Source organism: Nocardioides pacificus (assembly GCF_054775955.1).
The window spans coordinates 1,080,943-1,105,078 of the sequence record NZ_BAAHCI010000005.1 but is presented as its reverse complement, the minus strand read 5'-3'; the positions used below and the strand labels follow the sequence as shown (position 1 = coordinate 1,105,078).

22 protein-coding genes are annotated in these 24,136 nt (G+C 71.9%); 10 read left to right on the top strand and 12 right to left on the bottom strand.

Annotated features, from left to right (window positions below; translation table 11 throughout):
- Positions 1 to 41: 41 nt before the first annotated feature.
- Positions 42 to 401 carry an NADH-quinone oxidoreductase subunit A gene (locus tag ACYU7L_RS07890; RefSeq protein ID WP_460794792.1) on the bottom strand — a complete coding sequence of 120 codons (360 nt, stop codon included), beginning with the start codon at positions 399 to 401 and terminating at the stop codon, positions 42 to 44.
- Positions 402 to 744: 343 nt separating this feature from the next.
- Positions 745 to 1,434 (bottom strand): demethylmenaquinone methyltransferase, encoded by a 690-nt coding sequence (locus ACYU7L_RS07885; RefSeq protein WP_460794791.1) that lies wholly within the window; start codon positions 1,432 to 1,434, stop codon positions 745 to 747.
- Between the two features lie 132 nt (positions 1,435 to 1,566).
- On the opposite strand from ACYU7L_RS07885, the gene ACYU7L_RS07880 reads away from it, so the two are divergent.
- The gene (locus ACYU7L_RS07880; protein ID WP_460794790.1) at positions 1,567 to 2,673 is read left to right on the top strand and encodes a L,D-transpeptidase family protein; all 1,107 of its coding nucleotides are present in this window, start codon (positions 1,567 to 1,569) and stop codon (positions 2,671 to 2,673) included.
- 25 nt (positions 2,674 to 2,698) lie between these two features.
- On the opposite strand, the gene ACYU7L_RS07875 is transcribed toward ACYU7L_RS07880, so the two are convergent.
- The gene (locus tag ACYU7L_RS07875; RefSeq protein ID WP_460794789.1) at positions 2,699 to 3,358 is read right to left on the bottom strand and encodes a hypothetical protein; all 660 of its coding nucleotides are present in this window, start codon (positions 3,356 to 3,358) and stop codon (positions 2,699 to 2,701) included.
- 54 nt (positions 3,359 to 3,412) lie between these two features.
- On the opposite strand from ACYU7L_RS07875, the gene ACYU7L_RS07870 reads away from it, so the two are divergent.
- Both ACYU7L_RS07870 and ACYU7L_RS07865 read left to right on the top strand, forming a co-directional pair.
- Positions 3,413 to 4,666, top strand: a complete 1,254-nt coding sequence (locus ACYU7L_RS07870; RefSeq protein ID WP_460794788.1) for an isochorismate synthase — start codon at positions 3,413 to 3,415, stop codon at positions 4,664 to 4,666.
- A gap of 10 nt (positions 4,667 to 4,676) precedes the next feature.
- Positions 4,677 to 5,420: a VOC family protein gene (locus tag ACYU7L_RS07865; protein WP_460794787.1), complete on the top strand. Its 744-nt coding sequence runs from the start codon at positions 4,677 to 4,679 to the stop codon at positions 5,418 to 5,420.
- 9 nt (positions 5,421 to 5,429) lie between these two features.
- Here ACYU7L_RS07865 and ACYU7L_RS07860 read toward each other — a convergent pair whose 3' ends face one another.
- Complete coding sequence (locus ACYU7L_RS07860; RefSeq protein WP_460794786.1) at positions 5,430 to 6,065, bottom strand: MBL fold metallo-hydrolase; 636 nt, start codon at positions 6,063 to 6,065, stop codon at positions 5,430 to 5,432.
- Positions 6,066 to 6,131: 66 nt separating this feature from the next.
- On the opposite strand from ACYU7L_RS07860, the gene ACYU7L_RS07855 reads away from it, so the two are divergent.
- From ACYU7L_RS07855 to ACYU7L_RS07845, 3 genes are read left to right on the top strand one after another with little or no spacing between them, the layout of a single operon-like run.
- A complete protein-coding gene (locus ACYU7L_RS07855) occupies positions 6,132 to 6,746 on the top strand; it encodes a LysE family transporter (RefSeq protein WP_460794785.1) in 615 nt (204 codons plus the stop codon).
- 49 nt (positions 6,747 to 6,795) lie between these two features.
- A complete protein-coding gene (locus ACYU7L_RS07850) occupies positions 6,796 to 7,956 on the top strand; it encodes an acyl-CoA dehydrogenase family protein (protein WP_460794784.1) in 1,161 nt (386 codons plus the stop codon).
- Positions 7,957 to 7,958: 2 nt separating this feature from the next.
- On the top strand, positions 7,959 to 10,016 hold the full coding sequence (locus ACYU7L_RS07845; protein WP_460794783.1) for a PP2C family protein-serine/threonine phosphatase: 2,058 nt from the start codon (positions 7,959 to 7,961) through the stop codon (positions 10,014 to 10,016).
- Positions 10,017 to 10,023: 7 nt separating this feature from the next.
- Here ACYU7L_RS07845 and ACYU7L_RS07840 read toward each other — a convergent pair whose 3' ends face one another.
- Positions 10,024 to 10,233, bottom strand: a complete 210-nt coding sequence (locus ACYU7L_RS07840; protein ID WP_460794782.1) for a hypothetical protein — start codon at positions 10,231 to 10,233, stop codon at positions 10,024 to 10,026.
- 199 nt (positions 10,234 to 10,432) lie between these two features.
- On the opposite strand from ACYU7L_RS07840, the gene ACYU7L_RS07835 reads away from it, so the two are divergent.
- Positions 10,433 to 13,192, top strand: coding sequence for a sensor domain-containing protein (locus ACYU7L_RS07835; RefSeq protein ID WP_460794781.1), 2,760 nt, complete (start codon positions 10,433 to 10,435; stop codon positions 13,190 to 13,192).
- On the opposite strand, the gene ACYU7L_RS07830 is transcribed toward ACYU7L_RS07835, so the two are convergent.
- From ACYU7L_RS07830 to pilM, 7 genes are all read right to left on the bottom strand, one after another.
- Entirely contained in the window at positions 13,174 to 15,192 is a 2,019-nt protein-coding gene (locus ACYU7L_RS07830) for a PAS domain S-box protein (protein WP_460794780.1), read from the bottom strand. The genes ACYU7L_RS07835 and ACYU7L_RS07830 overlap by 19 nt on opposite strands.
- 174 nt (positions 15,193 to 15,366) lie before the next feature.
- A complete protein-coding gene (locus ACYU7L_RS07825) occupies positions 15,367 to 16,110 on the bottom strand; it encodes a prepilin peptidase (RefSeq protein ID WP_460794779.1) in 744 nt (247 codons plus the stop codon).
- A 54-nt stretch (positions 16,111 to 16,164) separates the two neighbouring features.
- Positions 16,165 to 16,938: a hypothetical protein gene (locus ACYU7L_RS07820; protein ID WP_460794778.1), complete on the bottom strand. Its 774-nt coding sequence runs from the start codon at positions 16,936 to 16,938 to the stop codon at positions 16,165 to 16,167.
- Positions 16,939 to 16,953: 15 nt separating this feature from the next.
- A complete protein-coding gene (locus tag ACYU7L_RS07815; protein ID WP_460794777.1) occupies positions 16,954 to 17,913 on the bottom strand; it encodes a hypothetical protein in 960 nt (319 codons plus the stop codon).
- 157 nt (positions 17,914 to 18,070) lie between these two features.
- Complete coding sequence (locus ACYU7L_RS07810) at positions 18,071 to 18,709, bottom strand: hypothetical protein (RefSeq protein ID WP_460794776.1); 639 nt, start codon at positions 18,707 to 18,709, stop codon at positions 18,071 to 18,073.
- Complete coding sequence (locus ACYU7L_RS07805) at positions 18,706 to 19,440, bottom strand: PilN domain-containing protein (RefSeq protein ID WP_460794775.1); 735 nt, start codon at positions 19,438 to 19,440, stop codon at positions 18,706 to 18,708. The genes ACYU7L_RS07810 and ACYU7L_RS07805 overlap by 4 nt, the downstream gene beginning before the upstream one ends.
- Positions 19,437 to 20,588: a type IV pilus assembly protein PilM gene (pilM, locus tag ACYU7L_RS07800; RefSeq protein ID WP_460794774.1), complete on the bottom strand. Its 1,152-nt coding sequence runs from the start codon at positions 20,586 to 20,588 to the stop codon at positions 19,437 to 19,439. The genes ACYU7L_RS07805 and pilM overlap by 4 nt, the downstream gene beginning before the upstream one ends.
- 184 nt (positions 20,589 to 20,772) lie before the next feature.
- Between pilM and ACYU7L_RS07795 the strand changes: the two genes are divergently transcribed.
- The 3 genes from ACYU7L_RS07795 to ACYU7L_RS07785 are packed head-to-tail and all read left to right on the top strand — an operon-like array spanning position 20,773 to position 24,064.
- The gene (locus ACYU7L_RS07795) at positions 20,773 to 21,879 is read left to right on the top strand and encodes a type IV pilus twitching motility protein PilT (RefSeq protein WP_460794773.1); all 1,107 of its coding nucleotides are present in this window, start codon (positions 20,773 to 20,775) and stop codon (positions 21,877 to 21,879) included.
- Between the two features lie 8 nt (positions 21,880 to 21,887).
- Positions 21,888 to 22,394: an RsiG family protein gene (locus ACYU7L_RS07790; protein WP_460794772.1), complete on the top strand. Its 507-nt coding sequence runs from the start codon at positions 21,888 to 21,890 to the stop codon at positions 22,392 to 22,394.
- Entirely contained in the window at positions 22,391 to 24,064 is a 1,674-nt protein-coding gene (locus tag ACYU7L_RS07785) for a GspE/PulE family protein (protein ID WP_460794771.1), read from the top strand. The genes ACYU7L_RS07790 and ACYU7L_RS07785 overlap by 4 nt, the downstream gene beginning before the upstream one ends.
- The last annotated feature ends 72 nt before the right edge of the window (positions 24,065 to 24,136 follow it).

Below are 24,136 nucleotides of genomic sequence, written 5' to 3'. Positions count from 1 at the left end.
TCAGATTCCTTCGGTGATCGGGAGGGGCGTGATCACGGTGATCAGTCCCAGTCCAGGCCGCCGCGACGCCAGACGTAGGCGTAGGCGACGAAGACCGTGGCGATGAACAGGACCATCTCGATCAGCCCGAAGAACGCCATGGCGTCGAAGTGGACCGCCCACGGGTAGAGGAAGATGATCTCGATGTCGAAGACGATGAAGAGCATGGCGGTGATGTAGTACTTCACCGGGAAGCGCCCGCCACCGGCGGCGTGGGGCGTGGGGTCGATGCCGCACTCGTAGGACTCGAGCTTGGCCCTGTTGTAGCGCTTCGGCCCGACGACCGCGCTCATGATCAGCGTCACCACCGCGAACCCGGTCGCGAGGATCACCAGCGCCAGCACCGGCGTGTAGAGCTCCATGGGTGCTTCCTTCCCGGTTCAGCGTGCGGACCGTGTCCTTCATACCGGTCGAACGCCAATAAGTCAGTTCACTCGCGACTTTGTGAAGCCGTTCACGAGTGGTGCGGGACACAGTCTACGAGTCCACTCCGGCAGCGCCACCTCGGCCCCCGAAGGTCCCAGAGGCTCCAGGACCTAAGTCCCTGACGGCCAGTTCCTAAGACCTGAGCCCAGCATCACACGCCCCTCGCCGGTCGAGCATCACACGCCTTCGTTGGTCGAGCAGGTTGCGCAGCAACCGACGTCGAGACCCACCCCATCCCCGCTGGTCGAGCAGGTTGCGCAGCAACCGACGTCGAGACCCTCAGGCGCGGGCGCGGTGCAGCGCCACGATGCCGCCGCTGAGGTTGCGCCACTGCGGCGCGTCCCAGCCGGCTCGCGCGACGAGGGCGGCCAGCCCCCGCTGGTCGGGCCAGGCGCGGATCGACTCGGCGAGATAGACGTAGGCGTCGGGCGCGGACGAGACGGCGCGCGCGATGGGCGGCAGCGCCTTCATCAGGTATTCGATGTAGACCATCCGGAACGGCGCCCAGGTGGGGTGGCTGAACTCGCAGACGACCAGCCGACCGCCCGGCTTGGTGACCCGGCGCAGCTCGCGGAGCCCGGCCAGCGGGTCCACGATGTTGCGCAGCCCGAACGAGATCGTCACGGCGTCGAACGTCGCGTCGGCGAACGGGAGCTGGGTGCCGTCGCCGGCCGTGAACGGCAGCTCGGGGCGGGCTTGCTTGCCGACCCGCAGCATCCCCAGCGAGAAGTCGCACGGGACCACCGTCGCGCCACGGTCCGCGAACGGCTGGCTCGACGTGCCGGTGCCGGCGGCGAGGTCGAGGACGAGCTCACCCGGCTGCGGGTCGACCGCCTCGATCACGTCGTGTCGCCACCGTCGGTCCTGCCCGAGGGAGAGGACGTCGTTGGTGACGTCGTACCTCTTCGCCACGGCGTCGAACATGCGACGGACGTCGGTCGGTTGCTTGTCCAGGTCTGCGCGGGCCACCCGGGAAGCCTACGGGTACGGCGCCGGACCACCGGGGCGGGCCCGGGGAGCAACCAATCCCGGGTTTCGTGCGTCTTCTAGGCGACACTCGAGTTCGCCCACCACTGGGCGAGAAGTTGCAGGGGGCGCCCCATGACGGCACTGAAGGCACTGAAGGCACTGCGGATGCTGCTGGCGACCGTGCTGACGGTCGCCCTGCTCGGCGCGACGATGTACGGCGCGGGCTGGGCGATGCAGCACTACCAGGCCGACGTCGCCGCGTCCGGGAGCGGACCGGCCGCGGCACCAGCAGGCGTCGACGCGCCCGCCGACGCGACCCCGGATCCCTCGGCGGCGCCCACGTCAGAAGCCCCGGCAGGCCCGGTCCTCGCCCCCGGAGCACGCGGGGAGCAGGTGCGCGAGCTCCAGCACCGACTGTTCCAGCTCGACTGGTTCGCCGAGACCACGACCGGCGTCTACGGCCCCGGCACCCGCGCCGCCGTCCGCGGCTTCCAGGACAAGCGCGGCCTCCCCGCCACCGGCATCGTCGACCGGCGCACCTGGGCCCGGTTGGGGCGGATGACCAAGATGCCCACCCGCGACCAGCTCCTCAACATCCTGCGTCCCGGGCCGGCCCTGCTCGCCCGGGGAGACTCCGGAGAGGACGTCCGCGCCCTTCAGGCCCGGCTCGCCCAGATCGCCTGGTGGTCCGGCGACGTCGGCGAGCAGTACGACGCGGCGACGGTCGCGGCGGTCCGCGGCTTCCAGGAGAAGCGGGAGATCCCGGTGACGGGCGAGGTCGACCAGCGCACGATGGACCGGCTCGTCGCGATGACCTACGAGCCCACGCACGACCAGCTCTTCAACATCGAGCCGGAGCCGGGCGCCCTCGATCCCCGCTGCACGACGGGGCGGGCGCTGTGCATCGACAAGTCCACGAACAGCCTGCGCTGGGTCGTCGACGGCTCGGTCCGCGAGAGCGTCGACGTCCGCTTCGGGCGGGTCGGCCTGGAGACCCGCGAGGGCGCCTTCAGCGTCTTCAGCAAGAGCCGCGACCACGTGTCGAGCATCTATGAGACGTCGATGCCGTTCGCGATGTTCTTCTCCGGGGGCCAGGCGGTGCACTACTCGCCGGACTTCGCCGCCAACGGCTACAACGGCGCCTCGCACGGCTGCGTCAACGTCCGCGACTACGACGCGATCGCGGCGCTCTTCGACCAGGTGGCGATCGGCGACAAGGTCATCGTCTACTGGTCCTGACCGCCGAGTCACGGCGTACGGCGCGTCAGCTGATCGCGCCCTCGACGACCTCGAGCATCTCCATGGTCTGGTCCTGGTCCTGGCCCAGGGCGGTGACGCGCAGCGTGCGTCCACCCTCGCTGCGCTGACAGGTCACGCCGCCGCGGGCCTGGGCCTCCTCGAACTCCTGGCCCTCCGGCACCTCGGCCCACTCGGTCACGCAGGTGGTGGTGTCGTCGATCCGCTCGAGCTCGACCGGGGGCTTGGCCAGGCCACGCACCTCGGGGGACCTGACGAACGCCGGCACGAAGGAGCCCAGCTCCTCGCCGAAGACCTGGACCCACAGCACCTGCTGGGACTCGTCGTTGAAGTAGGTGCGCGTGGTGACGTCGCCGTCGATGACGTCGGCCAGCACCTGGTCGCTGTAGTCGCGCTCGCGGCTGAGCTCCTGCGCGTTGCGGTCCGCGTCGTCCTGGGTCTGGGGAGGCGTGTCGCCGACGGCCGGGGCGTTCGGGTCGACGGTGCGAGCCACGTCGACGGCCAGGAAGCCGCCCGCCAGCCGCTCGGGCAGCGAGACCTCGTCGGCGTCGTCGAGCTCGGGCAGCACGACGACGAAGACCGTCAGGACTGCGAGGACGGCGAGTCCGGCGACGAAGCTGATCCAGTAGGCCACGGCGGAGCGGCCGGACGAGGTGCGGGTGCTCATGGCGGCGACCCTACGCGGCGGGGCCTGACCGTCCCCGAAGTAGGCTCACCACCTGTGAGGACCATCGTGCGCACCCGGGCCGTGACGGCCGATGCCGTCGAGCTGCTGGGTCTGGTGCCGGCCGAGCGGCCGGTCAGTTGGCTGCGCAAGGGCGACGGACTCGTCGGCTGGGGCGTGGCCGCCGAGGTCCGCACCAGCGGCCCGACCCGCTTCGCCGACGCCGACAAGTGGTGGGCCGAGACCACCGCCCGCGCCGAGGTCCACGATGAGGTGCGCGAGCCCGGCACCGGCCTGGTGTGCTTCGGCTCCTTCGCCTTCGCCGACGAGTCCGGCAGCTCGGTGCTCGTGGTCCCGAGCGTCATCGTCGGCCGGCGCGGCGACACCGCGTGGGTGACGACGATCGACCAGGTCGACGACGCGGCCGTCGGCACCGAGCAGGACTCCCCCGCCCAGCTCCCCCCGCCTGCCACGCCCCCACGCGCACCGACGGGCGTCCGCTTCGCCGACGGCGCGCTGAACGGCGAGCAGTGGATGACCGTCGTGGCGGACGCCGTGGCGCGGATCGGCGCCGGCGACCTCGAGAAGGTCGTGCTGGCCCGCGACCTCGTGGCGACCACCGACGAGGACGTCGACGTCCGCTGGCCGCTGCAGCGCCTCGTCGCGACGTACCCGATGTGCTGGACCTTCCACGTCGACGGCATGTTCGGCGCGACGCCGGAGATGCTGGTGCGCCGCGAGCGCGGCCTGGTCACCTCGCGCGTGCTGGCCGGCACCATCCGGCGCACCGGCGACGACGAGCGCGACCTGTCGCTGGCCGCGACCCTGGCCCGGTCGTCGAAGGACCTCGAGGAGCACGAGTACGCCGTGCGCTCGGTCGCCGACGCCCTGGAGCCGCACTGCTCGTCGATGAACGTGCCGGAGACGCCGTTCGTCCTGCACCTGCCCAACGTCATGCACCTCGCCAGCGACGTGGCCGGCGTCGTCCACGACGCGGAGACCGTCTCGTCGCTGCAGCTGGCCGAGGCGCTGCACCCCTCGGCGGCGGTGGGCGGGACGCCGACCACGGTGGCGACCGCGCTGATCTCCGAGATCGAGCAGATGGACCGCGGCCGCTACGCCGGGCCGGTGGGCTGGATGGACGCCAACGGCGACGGCGAGTGGGGCATCGCGCTGCGCTCCGCGGAGGTCTCCGGGCCGACCGTGCGGCTCTTCGCCGGCTGCGGCATCGTGGCCAGCTCCGACCCAGAGGCCGAGCTCGCCGAGTCACAGGCGAAATTCGTCCCCGTCCGGGACTCGCTCACGCCCTAGTCTCGGGGCCATGTACCTGGAGAACCTCGTCACCGACGCCCGGGACCCGCAGCTGCTGGGCCGGTTCTGGGAGGCGGTGGTCGGCGGTGAGCGGCTGACCGACGTCCCCGACGGCTTCGAGACACGGCTCGAGGTCGCGGCCGGGCCGGTGCTGGACCTGTGCTTCCAGCGGGTCTCCGGCCTTCCCGGCCTCGACCCCGCCCCGAACCACGCCTCCTCCTCACCACGCCTGCACCTCGACGTCTCCTGCGGCGCCGGCCAGTCCGAGGAGGTCGACCGGCTGCTCGGGCTGGGGGCGCGACACCTCGACATCGGGCAGGGCGAGGTGCCCTGGGTGGTGCTGGCCGACCCGGAGGGCAACCCCTTCTGCGTGATGGAGGAGCGCGCGGCGTACGCCGGCAGCGGGCCGGTCGCCGCCCTGCCCCTCGCCTCGGCGGACCCGGACCGCGACGCCGCGTTCTGGTCGTGGCTGAGCGGGTGGGCCGACGTGGACGGCGTCGCGCCGCGCTCGCTGCGACACCCGTCGGGTCTCGGCCCGCTCCTGGAGCTGTGCCCCGAGGCGGCCCCCAAGGCAGCGGACAAGAACCGTCTGCACCTCGACATCCGGCTCGAGGCCGCGGACGACGCCGACGCGGTCGTGGCCGGCCTCATCGACCGCGGGGGTCGCGAGCTCCACCCGGGCTGGGGCGAGCTGCCGTGGCGCTCCTACCTGGATCCCTCCGGCAACGAGCTGTGCCTGCTGCCGGCCCGGTGAGGGCTCGGATCAGAGGTCGGCGCCGTCGGGCAGCCGGACGTACTCCTGGCCGGCCGCCGGCAGGAACTTGTCCATGTGCCCGTCGATGATGCCCAGGCCGGCCTCGGAGTAGACCCGGTCGTGGATCGCCAGGTTGCGGGGCGCCCCGACCTCGCGCGCGAAGTCGATGGCCTCCGAGGCCTTCAGCCACGGCGCCGAGACGGGGACCAGGAGCACGTCGACGCTCTCGCCCGGCCCGGTCAGCGCGTCACCGGGGTGGTAGATCCGGGTCTCCCCCGCCGTCAGGACGAAGCCGCTGTTGGCGAAGCGCGGGAACTCCGGGTGGATGACCGCGTGCAGCTCGCCGACGGCCCGCACGGGCAGCCCCGCGTCGAACGACTCCCCGGGGGCCACGACCTGCACCCGCTCCGCCAGGTCGGGGGCGTCCTCGCGGATCCGGGCGGCCACCGCCTCGATCGTGAAGATCCGGGCGTCGGTGCGCCGCAGCCGCTCGGGATCGTAGTGGTCGGGGTGCTCGTGGGTGATCAGCACCGCGTTCGCGCCGTCGACGGCCTCCGGCTCGGTGAAGACGCCCGGGTCCAGGACGACGGTGGCGCCCTCGTGCTCGAGGCGCACGCAGGCATGACCGAACTTCGTGATCCTCATGACACCCCAGCCTAGCCAGCCACGAATCCACTCGCGGCGAGCCGCGACAGGGGCGACGATCAGCGCATGCTCGAGGTCGTGGTGTCAGGTCTGATCACCGGGTGGGCCATCGCCGTCCCCGTCGGCGCCGTCGCCGCCCTCCTGGTGGCGCTGACCGCGCGCACCTCGTGGCGCGTCGGTGCCGCCGCCGCGATGGGGGTCGCCACGGTAGACGGGGTCTACGCCGCGGCCGCCGTGCTGGGCGGCGCGGCCCTCGCGTCGAGGTTGGAGCCCGTCACCGGGACGCTCCGGGCGGTGGCCGCGATCGTGCTGCTGGTGCTGGCGGCCCTCACCGTCGCCCACGCCCTGCGGGCCGCACCCGACGCACCGCCCACCGGCGTACGGCGGATGGGCCCGGGCCGCGCCTACGTCGCGTTCGTGGGTCTCACCGCGATCAACCCCGCGACCGTCGTCTACTTCGCCGCGATCGTCGTCGGCAACCGCTCGCTCGTCGAGGGCGGCGCCGAGCGGACCGTGTTCGTGCTGGCGGCGTTCAGTGCCTCCGCCCTGTGGCAGCTGGCGCTGGCCGCAGCCGGTGTCGGCCTGGGCAGCGCCGTCACCGGGGAGCGCGGACGGCTGGTCACCGGGGTGCTCTCCGGGGTCGTCATCGCCGGCCTGGCCGTGTGGACGCTCACAGGATGACGCAGGAAATCCGCGCCTCCGGCCGGCTGCCGCTAGCCTCACCCTTGTGATGGCACCACCAGCAACCGTTCTCGAGGCGACCTCGCGCGCCCAGGAGGTGGCACAGGGAGTCGTCACAGAGCTGGTCGAGCGCACCGACTCCGGCGTGTGGCCCGAGGAGGGCATGCGCGCGCTGCAGGCAGCCGGGCTCGGCGGTCTCGTGGTGCCCCGTGAGCACGGGGGCGCGGGGCTGGCACTGCGTGCGGTGGCCGGCGTCTGCGAGGCCATCGGTCAGGTCTGCGCCTCGACCGCGATCTGCTTCGGCATGCACCACGTGGCGACCGCGGTGATCGCGGCGAAGGCCACCGAGCAGCAGGCGAAGGACTTCCTGCAGCCGATCGCTGCCGGGGAGCACCTGACGACGCTGGCCCTGTCCGAGCCGGGCACGGGCGCGCAGTTCTGGCTGCCACAGACCCGGCTGAGCACCACGCCCGACGGCTGGAGCGTCGACGGTGAGAAGTCCTTCGTCACCAACGGGTCCCGCGTCGACTCCTACGTCGTGTCGACGGTGGCCGCCGACCCGGACGCCCCGCTGGGCGACTTCTCCTGCGTCGTGGTGCCCGCCGACGCGCCCGGCCTGACCTTCCACGGCTCGTGGGACGGCGTCGGCATGCGCGGCAACTCCTCCCTGGCCGCCCGGCTCGAGGGCGTCCCTGTCGGACCTGAGGCACTGCTCGGCGCCGAGGGCGATCAGATCTGGTACGTCTTCGAGGTCGTCGCGCCCTACTTCCTGATCGCGATGGCCGGCACCTACCTGGGCGTGGCCCAGGCCGCGCTCACCGAGGCCACCACCCATCTGCGCGCCCGCCGCTATCACCACACCGGCCGGACTCTGGCCAGTGAGCCGGTGCTGCAGCACCGGCTCGGCACCATGTGGGCCCAGGTCCAGGCCAGTCGCCGGCTCGTCTACTGGGCGGCCGAGGAGGCCGAGACCGGTGGTCCCGACGCCCTCGCGGCCCTGGCCGCGGCGAAGGCGGAGGTGGCCGACCGCGCCGTCTCCGTCACCAACGAGGCGATGACGCTGATGGGCGGCATCGCCTATCGCGAGAAGTCGCCCGTCGAGCGACACCTGCGCGATGCGCGCGCTGCGCACGTGATGAGCCCGACGACCGACCTGCTGCGCACGTGGACCGGCCGGGCCCTGCTCGACATCCCCCTGCTGGGCAGCTAGAGGTGCCGCGTCTCCTCCTCGTCGGTCTGACCCCCGACGAGCATCGTGCGGCGGTGCCCGAGCCGTGCCCGGTCCCGATGCGCGCCGTGCGTCCCGACGAGCTCGCCGACGTCCTGCACGACGAGGTGTGCGCAGTGGTCGTCGGCGGCACGGTGCCGCGCAGCGTCTCGGTCGTCCAGCAGGTGCACCTCACGGTCCCGTCGGCGTCGGTGGTCATGCTCTGCGACGAGCACGAGGTGCACGCGCTGCGCGGGCGGGTCCGCTTCGCGCCCGGGGTCCCCGTCGCCCTGGAGATCGCCCACCCCGGCGAGCCGGGGCTGACCGAGATGGTCGCGCAGATGTGCGCGGTCGGGGTCAGCGGGCAACGTCACGACCAGCTGCTGGCCGAGCTCGAGCGGCGCGAGCCGGCCCGGCCTCCGCTCCTGGTGACGGCGACCCTCGGTGCACTCCTCGAGAACGTCCCCGTCGGGATCCTGCTCGCCGATGCGGACCGGCGCCTGCTGGTGTGGAATCCCTCCGCAGCCACGCTCGTCGGGCTCGGCTCGGAGGCGACCGGAACCTCGGTGACCTCCCTGTTCGCCGAGGCGGCCGCACTCGACGCGGCCCTGGCCTCGGCCCAGCGCGGGGTGACCCCTGAGACGGTGACCACCCAGCCCGCGACGCCCCGCCTCTCCCGTCAGCACCTCGATCTCAGCGCTGTGCACACCCACCTGAGTGACGGCCGCGACGCGACGCTGATCATCGTGCAGGACGCGAGCGCCCGCCTGGAGGCCCAGCAGCAGCGTGACCGGCTGAGCTCCCAGATCGATCTCATCGGCCTGACCTCGGTGGCGCTGGCGGGATCCGTGGATCGTGACGAGGCCCTCGTGGCTCTCGCCGATCAGGTCGTCCCCCGACTGTGCGACTGGGTGAGCATGCAGCTCTTCGACGACCGGATGGTCACGCGTCACGTCGTCGTCCGCCATCGCGACCCGGAGCTGGCCCGCCTGGCCGAGCTCGCGCAGGGCGAGCTCGCCGGCGGGCTCTCGGACGAGACACCCAGTCGGCGCATCGCCCGCGGCGAGGGCCCGATGCTGCTCGCCGAGGTCAGCCAGGACGAGCTGCACGCCTTCGTCCCCGACCCCACGGTCCGCGCCCACCTGGAGGAGCTCGGCGTGGCCAGCGCGATCGCCGTACCCCTGACCGGGCGCGAGGCGGTCCTCGGCTCGATGATCCTGCTCAACCGCGCCGGCTCCCCCACCTTCGGGGAGCGGGAGCTCGCGGTGGCCGTCGAGCTCGGTCGACGAGCCGGCCTGGCCATGGAGTCGATCGAGCTCTACGGCCAGCAGCGCGCCTTCGCCGAGGAGCTGCAGCGCAGTCTGCTCACCGAGCCCCCCGTCGTGGAGCGCATCGAGACCGTCGTGCGCTACCTGCCTGCAGCGCACGGCGCCCAGGTCGGCGGCGACTGGTATGACTCCTTCCCGCAGTCCGACGGCGCCACCCTATTCGTCATCGGCGACGTCGTCGGTCACGACTCGCACGCTGCGGGGTCGATGGGCCAGCTGCGCGGGCTCCTGCGCGGCATCAGCTATGCCACCGAGGACGGGACCGGGCCGGCCACGATGCTGCGCGCCCTCGACGACGCTGTCGAGAGCCTGCTGCAGGACACCACCGCATCGGTGCTGGTCGCCAGGGTGCCGTCGCTCGTCGGTTCGACGGGCGACGCGCCCGTGCTGTGGTCCAACGCCGGCCACCCCCCGCCTGCCCTGATCCCCGCCGACGGCGGGCCCACGCGTCTCTTCCCCGACGACGCCGACCTGCTCCTGGGTGTCGATCCGACGGTCCCGCGCGTGGAGCACGAGACGCGGCTGGCTCCCGGGGACACGCTCGTCCTCTACACCGACGGCCTCGTCGAGCGGCGCGACCGGGACCTCGGCGACGGCCTCGCCGACCTGACCCGGATCCTCGACGGTCTGCGCGAGCGGCCCCTCGACGATCTCTGCGACGCCCTGGTGGGGTCACTGCTCCCGCCGGACCACGAGGACGATGTCGCCGTGCTCGCGGTGCGGCTGCTCCCCTGAGCCCGGCTCAGGTGCGGCTGATGCGGCGCATCACCAACGGGGCCCGCTCCGGGGCCGAGAGCACACGCACCCGGGTGATCCGATCGAGCGGGACCACCGCGTGCGCACCGCGCGTGCCGAGGGCGACACCGCGAGCGTCGAGCGCGTCGACCCGGTGAACATGGGCCCTCCTCTCGTCGAGTCGCGCGCACTCCGCACCTGGAACATCGGCCCACATGCCGTGCCACTTGAGGTGGCCCCTGCTGCCACCGGGCTCACACGACCCAATCCCCGCGGTTACCCACGGGAACGGCGAAAACGGGTTAGGTTCTCTGCGTCTGCTGGTCTCGGAGCGGCATGGGAGTGACACGTAAATGGCCGAGGAGCGCCCTGGTCGCGGTGATGCGTGGCCCCTCGCGGGCTCCACCCTGCCGTTGATGCTGCTCTCCGTGGACGGAGAGGTGCTCGACGCCAACGCCGGGCTGTGCCGCCTCCTCGGTGTCGCGCGCGAGTCTCTGCTGAGCCGTCCGGTCGCGACTCTCGGCCGGGGTGGACGCGACGTCTCCGCGCTGAGCGAGGCCCTCGACGCCGCCGGCAGCGGGGACCTCGCGGGCGAGTTCACCCAGCGCTGGTCACCCGCCCACGAGCCCGATCGCGTGCTGCACCTGCGGGTCGTCTGGACCCGCCGCGACCCCGGCTGCGGGCTCCCCGAGCATCTGGTCGCGGTCGTCCTCGACGAGACTCCTCAGGTGCAGATGCGCGACGACCTGGCCCTGCGCGACCAGCGCTTCCGCAGCCGCTTCGACCTCTCCCCGGTCCCCCAGGTCTTCACCGACTCCGAGGGCCGGATGATCGAGGTCAACGACGCCTTCTGCTCGCTGGTCGGCCGGATCCGCGACGACCTGCTGGACCGGCCGCTCGACACGCTCACCCATGCGGCGGACCCCGGGCTGGCCGGCTCCGAGCTGGCCCGGCTGCTCAGCGGCGACAACGACGCGGTCCAGGTGGAGCAGGTGCTGCACGGCGCCGACGGCCGCAGCATCCCTGCCCTGGTGCACGCGACCGCGCTGCGCGAGAGCGACGGCACGCCCGTCGGCGTCTCCGCCTACGTCCAGGACCTCTCCGCGCTGCGCGCCATCGAGCGTCGTACCAAGCGTCAGGAGCACTTCTTCACCGCGGTCGCCGAGCTCACCAGCGACCTCGCGCTCATCGCCTCGGCGCACGGTCGCCTGATCTATGCCTCGCCCGGGCTGAGCGGAATGCTCGGCTATACCGCGGAGGAGGTGGTCGACACCTCGGCGTGGGACTACGTGCACGCCGACGACCGCGACGTCGTACAGGAGATGTACCGCAGCGTGGTGCACGACAAGGTGACCCGGACCGCCACCATGCGCATCCGGGACGCGGCTGGTGGCTGGGTGTGGGTGGAGGGCTCCGCCACCAACCTCCTCGACACCGAGGTGGCCGCGATCGTGTGCAGCCTGCGCGACATCAGCGAGCGGGTCGAGGCGGAGGCGGCCCTGCGCTCCTCCGAGTCGCGCTACCGGGCCATGGCCGACAACGCCGACGAAGGGTTGTGGGTGGCCACCCCGCAAGGGCGCACGCTCTATGTGAACGATCGGATGGCGGAGATCCTCGGGGTCCCTGCCGAGGAGATCTACGCCCGCTCGGTGCCCGACCTCCTCGACCCCGACCACTCCTCCCTGGTCAGCCAGCGCCTCGGCGCGCGCTCGACCCGGGGCCCCGAGCGCTACGAGCTGGTCTATCGCCACCCCGATGGGGGACGACGCATCCTCCAGGTCGCCGCAGCGCCGCTCATCGACGACGAGGGCATCTTCGAGGGCTCGCTCGCGATGGTCTCGGACATCACCGCTTCGCGCCGTCTGGAGGAGGAGCTGCGTCGCGCGGCGCTGCACGACGGGCTCACCGGGCTGCCCAACCGGGCCCTGCTCCTGGACCGACTCGAGCACGCCCTGACCCGCGAGACCACCTCGACCGCGGTCCTCTTCGTCGATCTCGACCAGTTCAAGATCGTCAACGACGCCCGCGGCCACTCAGCCGGGGACGAGCTGCTCGTCGGCGTCGCCGAGCGACTGAGGCTGGGCGCTCGCCCCACCGACACGGTCGCGCGCTTCGGGGGCGACGAGTTCCTCGTGGTCTGCGAGGACGTGGACGCCGACACCGCACACACCATCGCCCAAGAGCTGCTGGGCAGCCTGGACGCGCCCTTCCACATCACCGGCGGACGCGTGCACGTGGCAGCGTCCATCGGCGTCGCGCTGTCACCCGCGGACGGCGCGGGCGATCTGCTGCGCAACGCCGACACGGCGATGTACGCCGCGAAGGTCGCCGGCCGGCACCGGGTCAGGATGTTCGACGCCAAGCTCGCCCAGCAGGCCGAGGAGCGCTACGAGCTGGGGGCCGAGCTGCGCAGCGCCCTCGAGGACGACGAGCTCACCATGCACTACCAGCCGATCGTCGACCTCACCTCCGGTCGCGTCGTGGGGGTCGAGGCTCTGGCCCGCTGGCACCACCCTCGCCACGGGGTGGTGAGCCCCGACCGCTTCGTCGTGCTGGCGGAGGAGACCGGGCTGGCGCCGGAGCTCGACCGCTGGGCGCTGCGCCGAGCGCTCCGCGAGGCAGGAGCCCTGCGCGACGGTGGCGACCTGCCCCCCGATGCCTACGTCTCGATCAACCTCTCCGCCTACAACCTCACCGACCCCGGTCTCGAGGAGCTGATCGCCGACTGCTCCCTGCGAGCCGGCCTGGCCCCGCACGCCGTACTCCTGGAGATCACCGAGAGCGCCATCATGGGGGACGCCACGTCGGCCGTCGCGCTGCTCCAGCGGCTGCGCGACCGGGGCTTCCTGATCGCCGTGGACGACTTCGGGACCGGGCACAGCTCGCTGTCCTATCTGCGGACGCTGCCGATCTCGACGCTCAAGATCGACCGCAGCTTCGTCGCGGAGATCACCGAGGACACCAACGCGCTGGCGATCGCGACGTCGATCGTCGACCTCGCCCGAGCCATCGGGGTCACGGTCGTGGCCGAGGGTGTGGAGAGCGCCGAGCAGGCCCGCCTGCTGCGCGAGCTCGGCTGTGGCAGCGCCCAGGGGTGGCTGTGGAGTGCAGCCCTCTCCCCCGACGAGGCGCGGCTGTCGGGCGGACTCACCACGGGCTACGACGTGGGTGACTGAGAGCCCGCGTCCACGCGAGCGACCACCGTCTGCCCGTCTCCGAGCCGCTTGGCCTCATACATCGCCGAGTCGGCGAGGCGGACGAGGTCACCGAAGACATGGGGCGGTGAGGCCGCCACGCCGATGCTGACGGTGACCCGGACCTGGATCTCCTCGATCCGGATCGGTTCCACCAGCGACTCATGGATGCGCTGGGCCACCACGAGGGCTGCCGCCTCGTCGGTGTCCTCGCAGACGATCGCGAACTCGTCGCCGCCCAGGCGGGCGACCGTGTCGCTGCCACGCACCGCGTCGACGAGCCGGGCACCGATGTGGCGCAGCAGGAGGTCCCCTGCCTCGTGGCCGTGGCTGTCGTTGAGGGGCTTGAGGCCGTCGACGTCGAGGAAGAGCACGCTGGTGCTGGTCTCGTCGACGCGGCGTCGGCGCGCGGCAGCCATCTCCAGACGGTCGAGGAACAGGTAGCGATTGGGCAGGCCGGTCAGCGGATCGTGCAACGCCTGCTGACGCAGCTTGCGCTCGGCAGCGCGCGACTCGGTCACGTCCGAGACCATGCACAGCCAGCCGAGCGGCTCGGCCCCGTCGTCACGCAGGGGACTGTGCGAGACCTCGAAGATGCGCTCGCCGCCATGAGGCAGGGCGTAGGTCGTCTCGTAGCGATCGATGCCCTCACCCGACCAGGACGGCTCGGTGCCGTCGTTGCGCTGGAGCAGGGCGCGCGCGTCCATCCCATAGAGCCTGTCGAGGTCCAGGTCGAGGAGCTCGGCCATCTTCTCGTTGGCGAACATCGTGGTGCCGTCCGGAGACGTCGCGAGGATGCCCTCCTGGGCGGTCTCGACGATCGCGCGGTGACGCGCCTCGGAGAGCCGGATGGCACGGTCGGTCTCGACCTGGTCGGTGATGTCGCGCAGGTTGAGGACCAGCCCGCCGATGTCGCGGTCGGCCAGGCAGTTGGTGAGCGTCTCCTCGAACCAGCGCCAGCGACCTGCGGCGTCCTGGACGCGCACCAGGAAACGCTCGGTGCGCAGGGGCTCGGCGATCACGGCCTCGACCAGGGGCATCATCTTGGCGAGGTCGTCGGGGTGGATGAAGTCCCACCCGACATCGATCACGATCTCCTCGGCGTCGTAGCCCAGCAGCCGGGCAGCGGGAGGGGAGACGTAGACGGGGTTGAACTCGGCGTCGGTGACGATCGCCGCGTCCCAGGAGCGGCGGCCGAGGGCGAGGAACATGTTGGCCTGCGAGGCCATCCGGCTGCGAGCCTCACGCACCTCGCGCAGATCACGGGCGAAGGCGGCCACGCCGTAGGGGCGACCGTCCCGGTCGCGCAACGACGTCGCGTCGACCAGCAGCGGCAGACTGCGTCCGGCCCCGTCGCGGAAGACCGCCTGATAGCTCACCGACTCCACGGTGCCCTGGCGCATCGGCGCCAGCTGGGTGGTCGCGTTGTCCAGGTCGAGCGGGTGCACCAGGGACAGGATGTCCTCCCCGATGAAGTCGGCCTCGGGGCGCCCGAACAGTGCACACCAGGCACGGTTGACCGACGTCATCCGGCCGTCGAGGTCGAAGAGCGCCTGCGGGGTCATCACCTGCTCGAACCGGCCGTAGGCGAGCTCGAGCTGGCGGCGGTCGTTGAGCTCCCGGGTGACGTCGCGCAGGATCGTCGTCACCCCGACCAGGGCGCCGGCGTCGTCGTGCACGGGCGCGAGCGTGATGACGGTCTCGACGATCCGGTCGTCGAGTCGATGACGGAACTCCGTGAAGCGCCCGACGGTCTGACCCGCGAGCAGTCGCGCGCTCAGCGTGTCCCAGGAGCCGACGTCGGCCCGGGCCGCGAACTCGGCGAGCCGCCGGCCGACCAGGTCATCGGGCTTCCAGCCCATCACCCGCTCCGTGGCCTCGCTCGCCCAGAGGATCTGGCCGTCCATGGTGAGCACCAGCACGCACTCGGCCGTGGTCGCGCCGAGGCTCGCGAGGACCCACGCAGGATCAAGCTGCTGCATGACATCCTCCGGTGCCTCGAGTGCCAACCGTCACGATCTGACGACGGCCCGGTTCGCACACATCCGGGAGGCCGACGACGTGCCTTTCGGGCCACATTACTGGCGCCTCGTCAGGGACAGTGCCGGCCGAGGCGGATTTGACTCTCCGCGTGAGCGCCCGAAAGAGGTGTCGACTCACTGCAGACCCACCAGTCGAAGGTAGAGGTCCCCCAGCGGCTGGCCGGCGAAGAGACCTACCGCCGCGCCTGCGAGGAGGAACGGCCCGTGGGGCACTCGGGTCCGACGGTCGACCCGACCTGAGGCCAGCAGCACCGCACCGATCACGGCCCCGCCGACGAAGCCGGCTGCCAGACCGACCAGGCTCTGCGACCACCCGGACCAGCCGAGCAGCAGTCCCAACACCGGCGCGAGGGCGACGTCGCCGAGCCCCATCCCCCGCCCCCCGGTGACCAGCCACGTCCCGCCGTACACCCCGAGCCAGAGCAGCGTGGACAGCAGAGCCGTGGCCACGGGTCCGCCGCCGTTGACGACCACGTCGGCGCCCAGGGCGAGCACGCATCCGGCCCCGGCGACGCCGGTGATCGCGAACGGCAGCCGCTGATGGGCGAGGTCGATCCAGAAGAGCGCCACGCCGGCGGCCAGCACCACGAGGACGGCGAGGGTCACGGGGGTCCAGCCGAACCGCCAGGCCGCGACCGCGAAGAGTACGGCGGTGAGCAGCTCGACCGCCGGATAGCGCGCGGAGATGGGGGCGGCGCAGTCGCGGCAGCGTCCACGCAGCAGCACCCACGACACCACGGGCACGTTGTCGCGGGCGCGCACGGGGTGGCCGCACGCGCCGCACGACGACCCGGGCGACACGATGGAGAGACCCGCGGGGACGCGGTGCACCACGACGTTGAGGAACGAGCCGATCATCAGCCCCAGCAGAGCTATCGGACTGATCAGGGCGACTCCCGAGAGCACCACCGCTCAGAGCTCCGGGAGAGGCTCGAACGAGCGGCTCAGCGTGTCGCGCTCCGCCGAGCCCACCAGCTCCAGGAGCCGCGCACGCGTCGTCGACGCATCGTCGTTCGGATCAGCGGCCACCTGTCGGGCCCGCTCCCACCGGACGTCGACGGAGGCGAGTCCGCCATCGCCGGACAGGACGGCGGCTGTGACGAGATAGGCCTCGAAGGCGGCGGCATCGGACTGTCGCGCCAGCCGGAGGGAGGCCTCGGACTCGCCGGAGCGCGCCATCACCTCGGCGACCGCCATGCAGTCACCGGCGGCAGTCCGCAGCTCGGCTACCAGCTCCTCGGGGGTGCGCCCCTCGAGTCGGTAGACCGCGTCCCAGTCGTCCGGGGCCAGGTCGTCGGGGGTCAGGTCGGGGCAGTCGTCGTCGGACTCCGCCGCTGTGGGCGGTGCGTCGAGGTGGTCCACCGAGACGAACCGCTCGCGGAGCACACCATGCACGGACACGTCGAAGGTCGCGACCATCGCGTCGCGGGCCGCCTCCACGATCTCCCGCTCCGACAGCCTCCCCGTCACCGCGGCGGCCCGCGCCTCGAGCGAGGCCGCGACGGCCTCGCCGACGGCGGCGAGCTGGGCGGCGGGGTCCGGAGCGCGGTCCAGCCCGTTGTGCCACAGGAGCGTCTCGAGCATCTCCACGTCGGCCGCCCACGCCGCGAGGCGCAGTCGTCGGGGGTCGGCCTGGGTCACTTTGGCCTGGGTCACGTTGGTCTGGGTCACCTTGGTCTGGGTCATCACGTCGTCCTTCGGTCAGCTCGCGCGGACGCGGCGCCAGCTCCGACCGTGGCTGACAGACGCCACGGGGCGGGGCGGGACCGGCAGGACCACGTCGCTGGCGGGCTCGGTACGCAGGTCGGGGGTGTCGAGCGGCGCCGGGGCCTGCACGGAGTCGGTGGGAGCGGAGGACGCAGAAGCGGTCAGCGTCGTTCTCGCTGCCTCGGCCCCAGGGGTCGCGGGCTGGGACTGGGGCTGGGGCTCGGACTGGGGCTCGGGCTGGGGCTCGGCGCCGACCGGCTCCGCGCGAGCGGCTCCGACCAGTGCGGCGGGAGCGTCGGAGGCGACGCCGACGTCGTATCCGGGTGGGGGCAGGACGGGACGGGCGAACACGTCGGGCGCGCCCAGCCGCTCGACCGCCGCGGCGACACGGGACAGCGCGGTGCGGCCACCCTCGGCACCAGTCGTCCGGTCGGCGATCGCCTGGATCGTGAGCAGCACCGATCGGCGGTGCTCCGCCAACTCCATCGTCTCCTGCTGGCGCTGGGCAAGCGTGCCCTGGACCTGCTCGAGGGCCTGCTCGAGCGTGTGGACCTGAGCCCGCAGGGTGCGGACAGTGACGTCCTCACGCAGTTCCGCCACAGCCGCCAGCGCTCCGGGAGCGGTGTCCGAGGGGGGGAGCTCGCCGTCGGCGTACTGCGGGATCTCGAGGCGCGGCAGGTCGACGAGGTCGTCGACCGGTGCCGAGCGTTGGTGCCGCTTCTGCCGGGCCGGCATCCGACGCGCTGAGACACCGCCGATGAGTCCGGTGGCTGCCGCCAGAGCCAGGGCCGGTCCATAGACGGCGACGGGGGCACCGTCGGCGGCGGAGAGCGCCGCCCAGCCGAGCGCGGTGAGCAGGACGACGGCGACCACGACGAGGCGCACCGGTGGGCGCTCCAGTGGTGGCTTGCTCCCGGAGTGCGAGCCGGGGGCCGCGAGCAGGGCGTTCGCCATGGTCATCCTCTCGACGTGCCGAGCCTGGAAAGGGTCCTTCAGCTGGGGATCGGCATCGCGACGGGCGAACTTGAGGCCTGACGGCTGGTCGGGCGGCTGGTCGCGCGGGCGGTCGGGCGGGCAGTCGGGCGGGCAGCGGGGGCTCCCGCGGCGTCCGTCACTCGGCTGCGCCGCGCTCGTCGAGGCCCACCTCGGGTGCGGGCACCGGCGGCATCACGAACATCTGACCGGCGACCGTGGTGACATAGCCGGCGGTCTCGGCCCCACCGCTCAACGTCACCGACGTCACGAGGTAGGCCCGGGGCATCTGCTCCAGGTTCTCGAGGAGCTGCTGAGTCTGGGCGTAGGTGCCCTCGACCGAGACCGTGACCACCTGGCGCGCCAGGTCGCCGGTCGCGGCAGCCGGGTCGGCGGCGCCCGTCGCGGCCACGTCGGCCCCTCCGAGGACCGGGGGTGCGGGAGCGAGGGTGGTCACCCCCTTGGCGCCGATCCCAGCGTCGACGGCAGCCGCGGTCACGCTCGCGAACAGGTCCGGCTGCGCGGCGGTCGGCGGGAACAGCACCGCCAGCGACTCGGCCGCGAACTCGGTGTCGCCGAGCCGGGCCGCCTGCCTCTGCAGCGAGACCAACTGCAGCTCGAGCACGTCGTTCTGGTCGTGGGCGGCCTCGACCTCGGCTCGCACCTCGGAGAGCGCGGTGACCTCGGGGCCGAGGACGAAGACCCAGCCCAGCCCGGCGATGAGCAGCATGCCCAGGGCACCGATGACCTTGGTGGCAGCAGGTGTCCGCAGGTTCATCGCACGTCCCCCCCGGCCAGCAGCTTCTCCATGCGCTTGTAGCGACGGCTGTAGACCTTCGGCGAGAGGCCCACGGACCCGCTGAACGACACGTCCGTGGCGTCACCGGTCGTCGTGGTGGAGATGAAGGGCTCCACGAAGAGGCGGCTCTCACCGAGGGCGATGACGAAGTCGCCGACATCGGCGCGGTCGGGCGCCGTACCCGACAGGGTCACGCAGCCCACGACCTCGAGCGTGTTGAACGGGTCGGGGCCGGGGCACGGAGAGACGGCGGCCGCACCTTCCGGGGTGGCGGCGGCCGGCGGGGCCAGCGTCACGGCGACCGAGGTGAGGATCGCGGCCGAGGGAGTCGACTGCGCGAGGCCGTCGAGGACCTCGGAGAAGTAGACCTCGCCCGCCATCGTCTCCTTGACCGTCATCTTCTGCTGCTCGACCCCGGCGACGAACGTCCGCACGGACACCAGCTCCTGGGTCTTGCCGGTGAGCCGGGAGGTCTCGGCCTGCGCCACCTCGAGCTGCTGCTGAGCCTGGCTCACGCGCAGGTGCTGCCCCGCCCAGCCGGCGCCCATGAGCATGACCAGCGCGAGCGCACCGAGCACGAACCGGCGCCGCAGCGCACGCGTCGCCATCTGCTCGAAGGACCACGGGGAGAGCAGGTTGACCGAGGGGACCCCCGGACGCGCGTGGGTGCGGACCGAGGAGCGCCTGCGTGGAAGCTTGAGTCGACTCATCGAGCGCCTCCGACACACAGGCCGGTCGGCACGGTGAGGGCACGCAGCGTGTCGTCGTCGCCGCGCAGGCGATGCGGTGCGCGCACCCGATCCAGTCCGTCGAGGAAGCCGACGGCGACGCCCAGCCGCTCGCGCAACAGGTCGGCGAGGCCACCGAGCTGGGCGCCTCCCCCGGCCAGGAACACGCGGGCGAGCTCATCGGTCGGTGTGGCGTCAGCGCCACCCGGCTCCCCGGGGACGGTCTCGTGGCCGGGGCCACGGTAGTAGTCGAGGGTGGCCGCGATCTCGCCGACCAGCGTCTCGGCTCCAGCCGCCACCAGGCGTTGGGCCGGATGGTCGAGACCCGCCGCCTGCGGCCCCAGGGCGTGGAGCTGCTCGGAGTCCAGGCGGGCGTGCCCGGGCAGCGCGACGAAGATCTTGGTGCGCTCGGCCTCGTCCCAGGTCCAGTCGTAGTGCTCCTGGACCCGCTGGGTGATCGAGTCCCCGCCCATCCCGGGGATGATCCGGACGTAGCGCGGGACCCCTCCTGCGTGAACGACGACGGTGACGACCTGGGCTCCGATGTCGACGATCGCCTCGACCTCGCCGTACTCCCCCGGGGCGACCCCGGGTGTCCGGGCCCGGATCAGGGCGAAGGGCACGAGGTCGACGGCGGTGGGTCGCAGCCCGGCGCTCTGGGCGACCCGCACGAAGCGATCCACCATGTCGCGCGCCGCAGCCACCAGCAGGACGCGGTTGATCCGGCGCGGCGGGTCCCCCTCGACCTCGCCGGGCAGCTCGATCTCCTCGAGCAGGTGGTAGTCGAGGTTCGCGTCGTCGACGGGGGTCGGGAGCAGGTCCTTGACCTGGTAGCGCAGCGCCTTGCGGAAGTCCGCCGGCGGCATCCAGTCCAGGTCCATCTGACGCACCAGCACACCGTCGTTGGCGATGCCGATGACGACCTCGCGGGTCCGGAACTTGCCGCGCGACCACAGTTCGCGCAGGGCGGCCGTCAGAGCCTCGGGATCGACGACGGTGCCCACCCGCACCACGCCGGGCGGCAGGGGCAGCGAGGCGGTACGACGCAGGGTGGCGCGGCGGCCGAGGACGTACTCAGCCGCGCGGACCTCGGAGCTGCCGATATCCAGTCCCACCATGGTGCGTGCCATCAGGCTCCTCGAGATTCGCGCCGGCGATGCTGTCCGCGGGAGGTGCCCGCCCCGGCACGCCGGGCTCCCGGCGCCATCCGCACCATCGGCGGTGGGGGACCCGAACTTGAGCCACGTCTGAAGCCTTCGCGCGCGGCGGACGATGGGTACTGTTCGCAGCATCGACCAGTGAGAGGTGCATCCGTTGGCGCTCCAGATCACGCCGTTCCTCCAGGCCGTGGTCCAGAACCACGGCTCGGACCTGCACGTCAAGGTCGGCAGTCCACCCAAGATCCGCATCTCCGGCTCGCTGGTGCCGCTGCAGGTGCCCGCGATGACGAGTGAGGCGACCGAGTCGCTGATCCGCGAGACGATGCCGCCCGACGTCGAGGCTCACTTCGACGCGACGAACGAGGCCGACTACGCGCTGTCCGTGGCCGGGGTGGGTCGGTTCCGGGTCAACGCCTTCCGGTCGCGAGGCTCGGCCGGCTGCGTGCTGCGCCTGGTCGGTGACGCCCCCAAGACCCTGGCGGAGCTGGGGCTCCCCGACGTCATCCGCCGGCTGGCGCTCGAGCCGCGCGGCCTCGTCCTCGTCACCGGCCCGACCGGCTCGGGCAAGACGACCACGCTCGCCGCGATGGTCGACGAGGTCAACGAGAACCGACCGGTGCACATCCTCACGATCGAGGACCCGATCGAGGTCGTGCACGCCGACAAGATGGCGATCGTCAACCAGCGCGAGCTCGGCACCGACACGGCCGACTGGGCCGTGGCGCTGCGCGCGGCGATGCGCCAGGACCCCGACGTGATCCTGATCGGCGAGATGCGCGACGCGGACACGGTGAAGGCCGGTCTCTCCGCCGCCGAGACCGGGCACTTCGTGATGTCGACGCTGCACACCACCGACGCGAAGGAGACCGTCAACCGCGTCATCGACTTCTTCCCGCCGCACGAGCAGAAGCAGGTCCGGCTCGGGCTGGCGACGTCGCTGCGCGGGATCGTGTGTCAGCGGCTGGTCCCCCGCGCCGACGGGAACGGCCGGGTGGTAGTCATGGAGGTGGCCGTCAACGATCCCCGACTCGCCGAGGCGATCGCCGACCCCGACAAGACCGACACCATCCCTGACATCATCGCGGAGGGCAGCTACACCGGCATGCAGACCTTCGACCAGCACCTCGTCCGACTGGTGCTGAGCGGCGAGGTCTCGGTGCCGGAGGCCAGGCTGATGAGCTCCAACACGCACGACTTCAGTGTGATGCTCAAGCGAGCGGGTATTGACCCGACGCTCGTCGATGCCGAAAGCCCCAGGTGAGGAGCCGCATGGCCAACAACTCCCGCTCCACGCGCGCTGTCCAGTCGTCGGTGCCCTCCGAGGAGCTCGCGAGCCTCGACCTGCGCCAGCTGCGCGCCTACCGGCAGAAGCTGACCGACGAGGAGGACCGCGTGTCCTACTGGCGGCGGTTGACCCACGCCCGGATCGACGTGCTGGAGGCCGAGTCGAGCTCCGGCGCCGCCCTCAGCTTCGACGACCTCGTGCGCGTGCTGGGCGACACCGGGGCCGGTCGCTCGCGCGGCGCCCTGGTCCAGGTGCGGGCAGCGGAGCCGCTGCCCGACCTCCCGGAGCTCTCCGAGATGTGGGTCACCGAGGTCGACCCGACCGATGCCGGCCAGGTGGCCGACGCGCTGGAGCGGCTGCGCACCGCCGAGCACCAGCTCACCGACTATCGCCGCGCGCTGCACGAGCGGATCGACGAGGCCACCAGCGAGCTGATCCTGCGCTACCGCGCCAACCCCGCCGCGGCCCTCGATCTGCTGCCCAGACCGTGAACGGCGACATCGTCCAGGCCCTCATCGACGAGGGGCTGGTCACGCACGAGCAACGCGACGACGCCACTGAGGTGGCGGCCGAGACCGGCAAGACGATCCTGGAGTCGCTGCTCGGCCTCGGGGCTGTCGACCGCGCGACCGTCGTGCGTACGGCGGCGGTGGCCGCCGGACTGAGCTATGTCGACCTCACCGACTATCCCGTCGACGCCTCCGCGGCGACCCGGCTGCCGGCGGAGTTCGCGCGCCGTTCCCGTGTGCTCCCGCTGACGTGGGAGAACGGCGACCTGATCGTCGCGGTGAGCATCCGTCAGGCCGGCAACATCGAGCTCAAGGACGACCTGATCCGGCTGACGCGCAGCCGGGTGCGGTTCGCGATCGCGAGCCGCTCCGACATCGAGATGAAGATCAACCAGGTCTATCGGGCCGAGGGCGAGCTCGACGACATCAGCATGGACCTGACGTCCAACGAGGACGCGGGCGAGGACCTCACGCACTTCACCGAGGTCTCCGAGGAGGCCCCGGTCGTCCGCTTCGTCAACCTGCTGATCACCCAGGCCATCAACGACCGGGCCTCCGACATCCACCTGGAGCCGACCGAGCACGACCTGCGGGTGCGCTACCGCATCGACGGCGTCCTCCAGGACGCGCACCGCTCCCCCAAGAACATCCAGAACGGCGTGATCTCGCGGCTCAAGATCATGGCCGACATGAACATCGCCGAGCGGCGGGTGCCGCAGGACGGCCGGATGTCGGTCACCCACCAGGGTCGGCGCATCGACCTGCGGATGGCGACGCTGCCCACCGTGTGGGGCGAGAAGGTCGTCGCCCGGATCCTCGACAACACCAACACCACGCTCAACCTCGCCGACCTCGGGTTCAGCGACACCAACTACCAGCGCTTCGAGGCGTCGTACTCCAAGCCCTACGGGATGATCCTGGCCACCGGGCCGACCGGGTCGGGCAAGTCGACGACGCTCTACGCGACGCTGAACCTGCTCAACAAGTCGTCGGTCAACGTGATCACCGTCGAGGACCCGGTGGAGTACCGGATGGCCGGCATCAACCAGGTGCAGACCAACCAGCGGGCCGGCCTGACCTTCGCCTCCGCACTGCGCTCGATCCTCCGCTCGGACCCCGACATCGTGCTGATCGGCGAGATCCGCGACCACGAGACCGCCCAGATCGCGGTCGAGGCGGCACTGACCGGGCACCTCGTGCTCTCCACGCTGCACACCAACAGCGCGCCCGCGGCCGTCACCCGGCTCGTGGAGATGCAGATCGAGCCGTTCCTCGTCGGCTCGGCGCTCGACGCCGTCCTGGCGCAGCGGCTGTGCCGCCGACTGTGCGACCGGTGTCGGGCGTCGTACCAGCCGGACCCGGAGGAGCTTGCCCGCATCGGCTTCCCGATGGAGCCCGGTGAGCAGCTGACGCTCTTCCATCCCGTGGGGTGCGCGAAGTGCTCCCGGACCGGCTATCGGGGGCGGTTGGCGCTGCACGAGGTGATGACCGTGACCGAGGAGATCGAGCGACTCGCGGTCGCGCACGCCTCGACCGACGAGATCGCCCGGATGGCGTGCGAGCAGGGCATGCAGACGCTGCGTGACGACGGCTGGCTCAAGGTCCGCCAGGGGCTGACGTCGGTCGAGGAGATCCTGCGCGTCGTCGCCTGAGTCTCCCCCTCAAGTAGGGCCCGGGGAGTGCCGATGGAGGTCACGGACCAGTTCCATCACAGGCACGCTCGA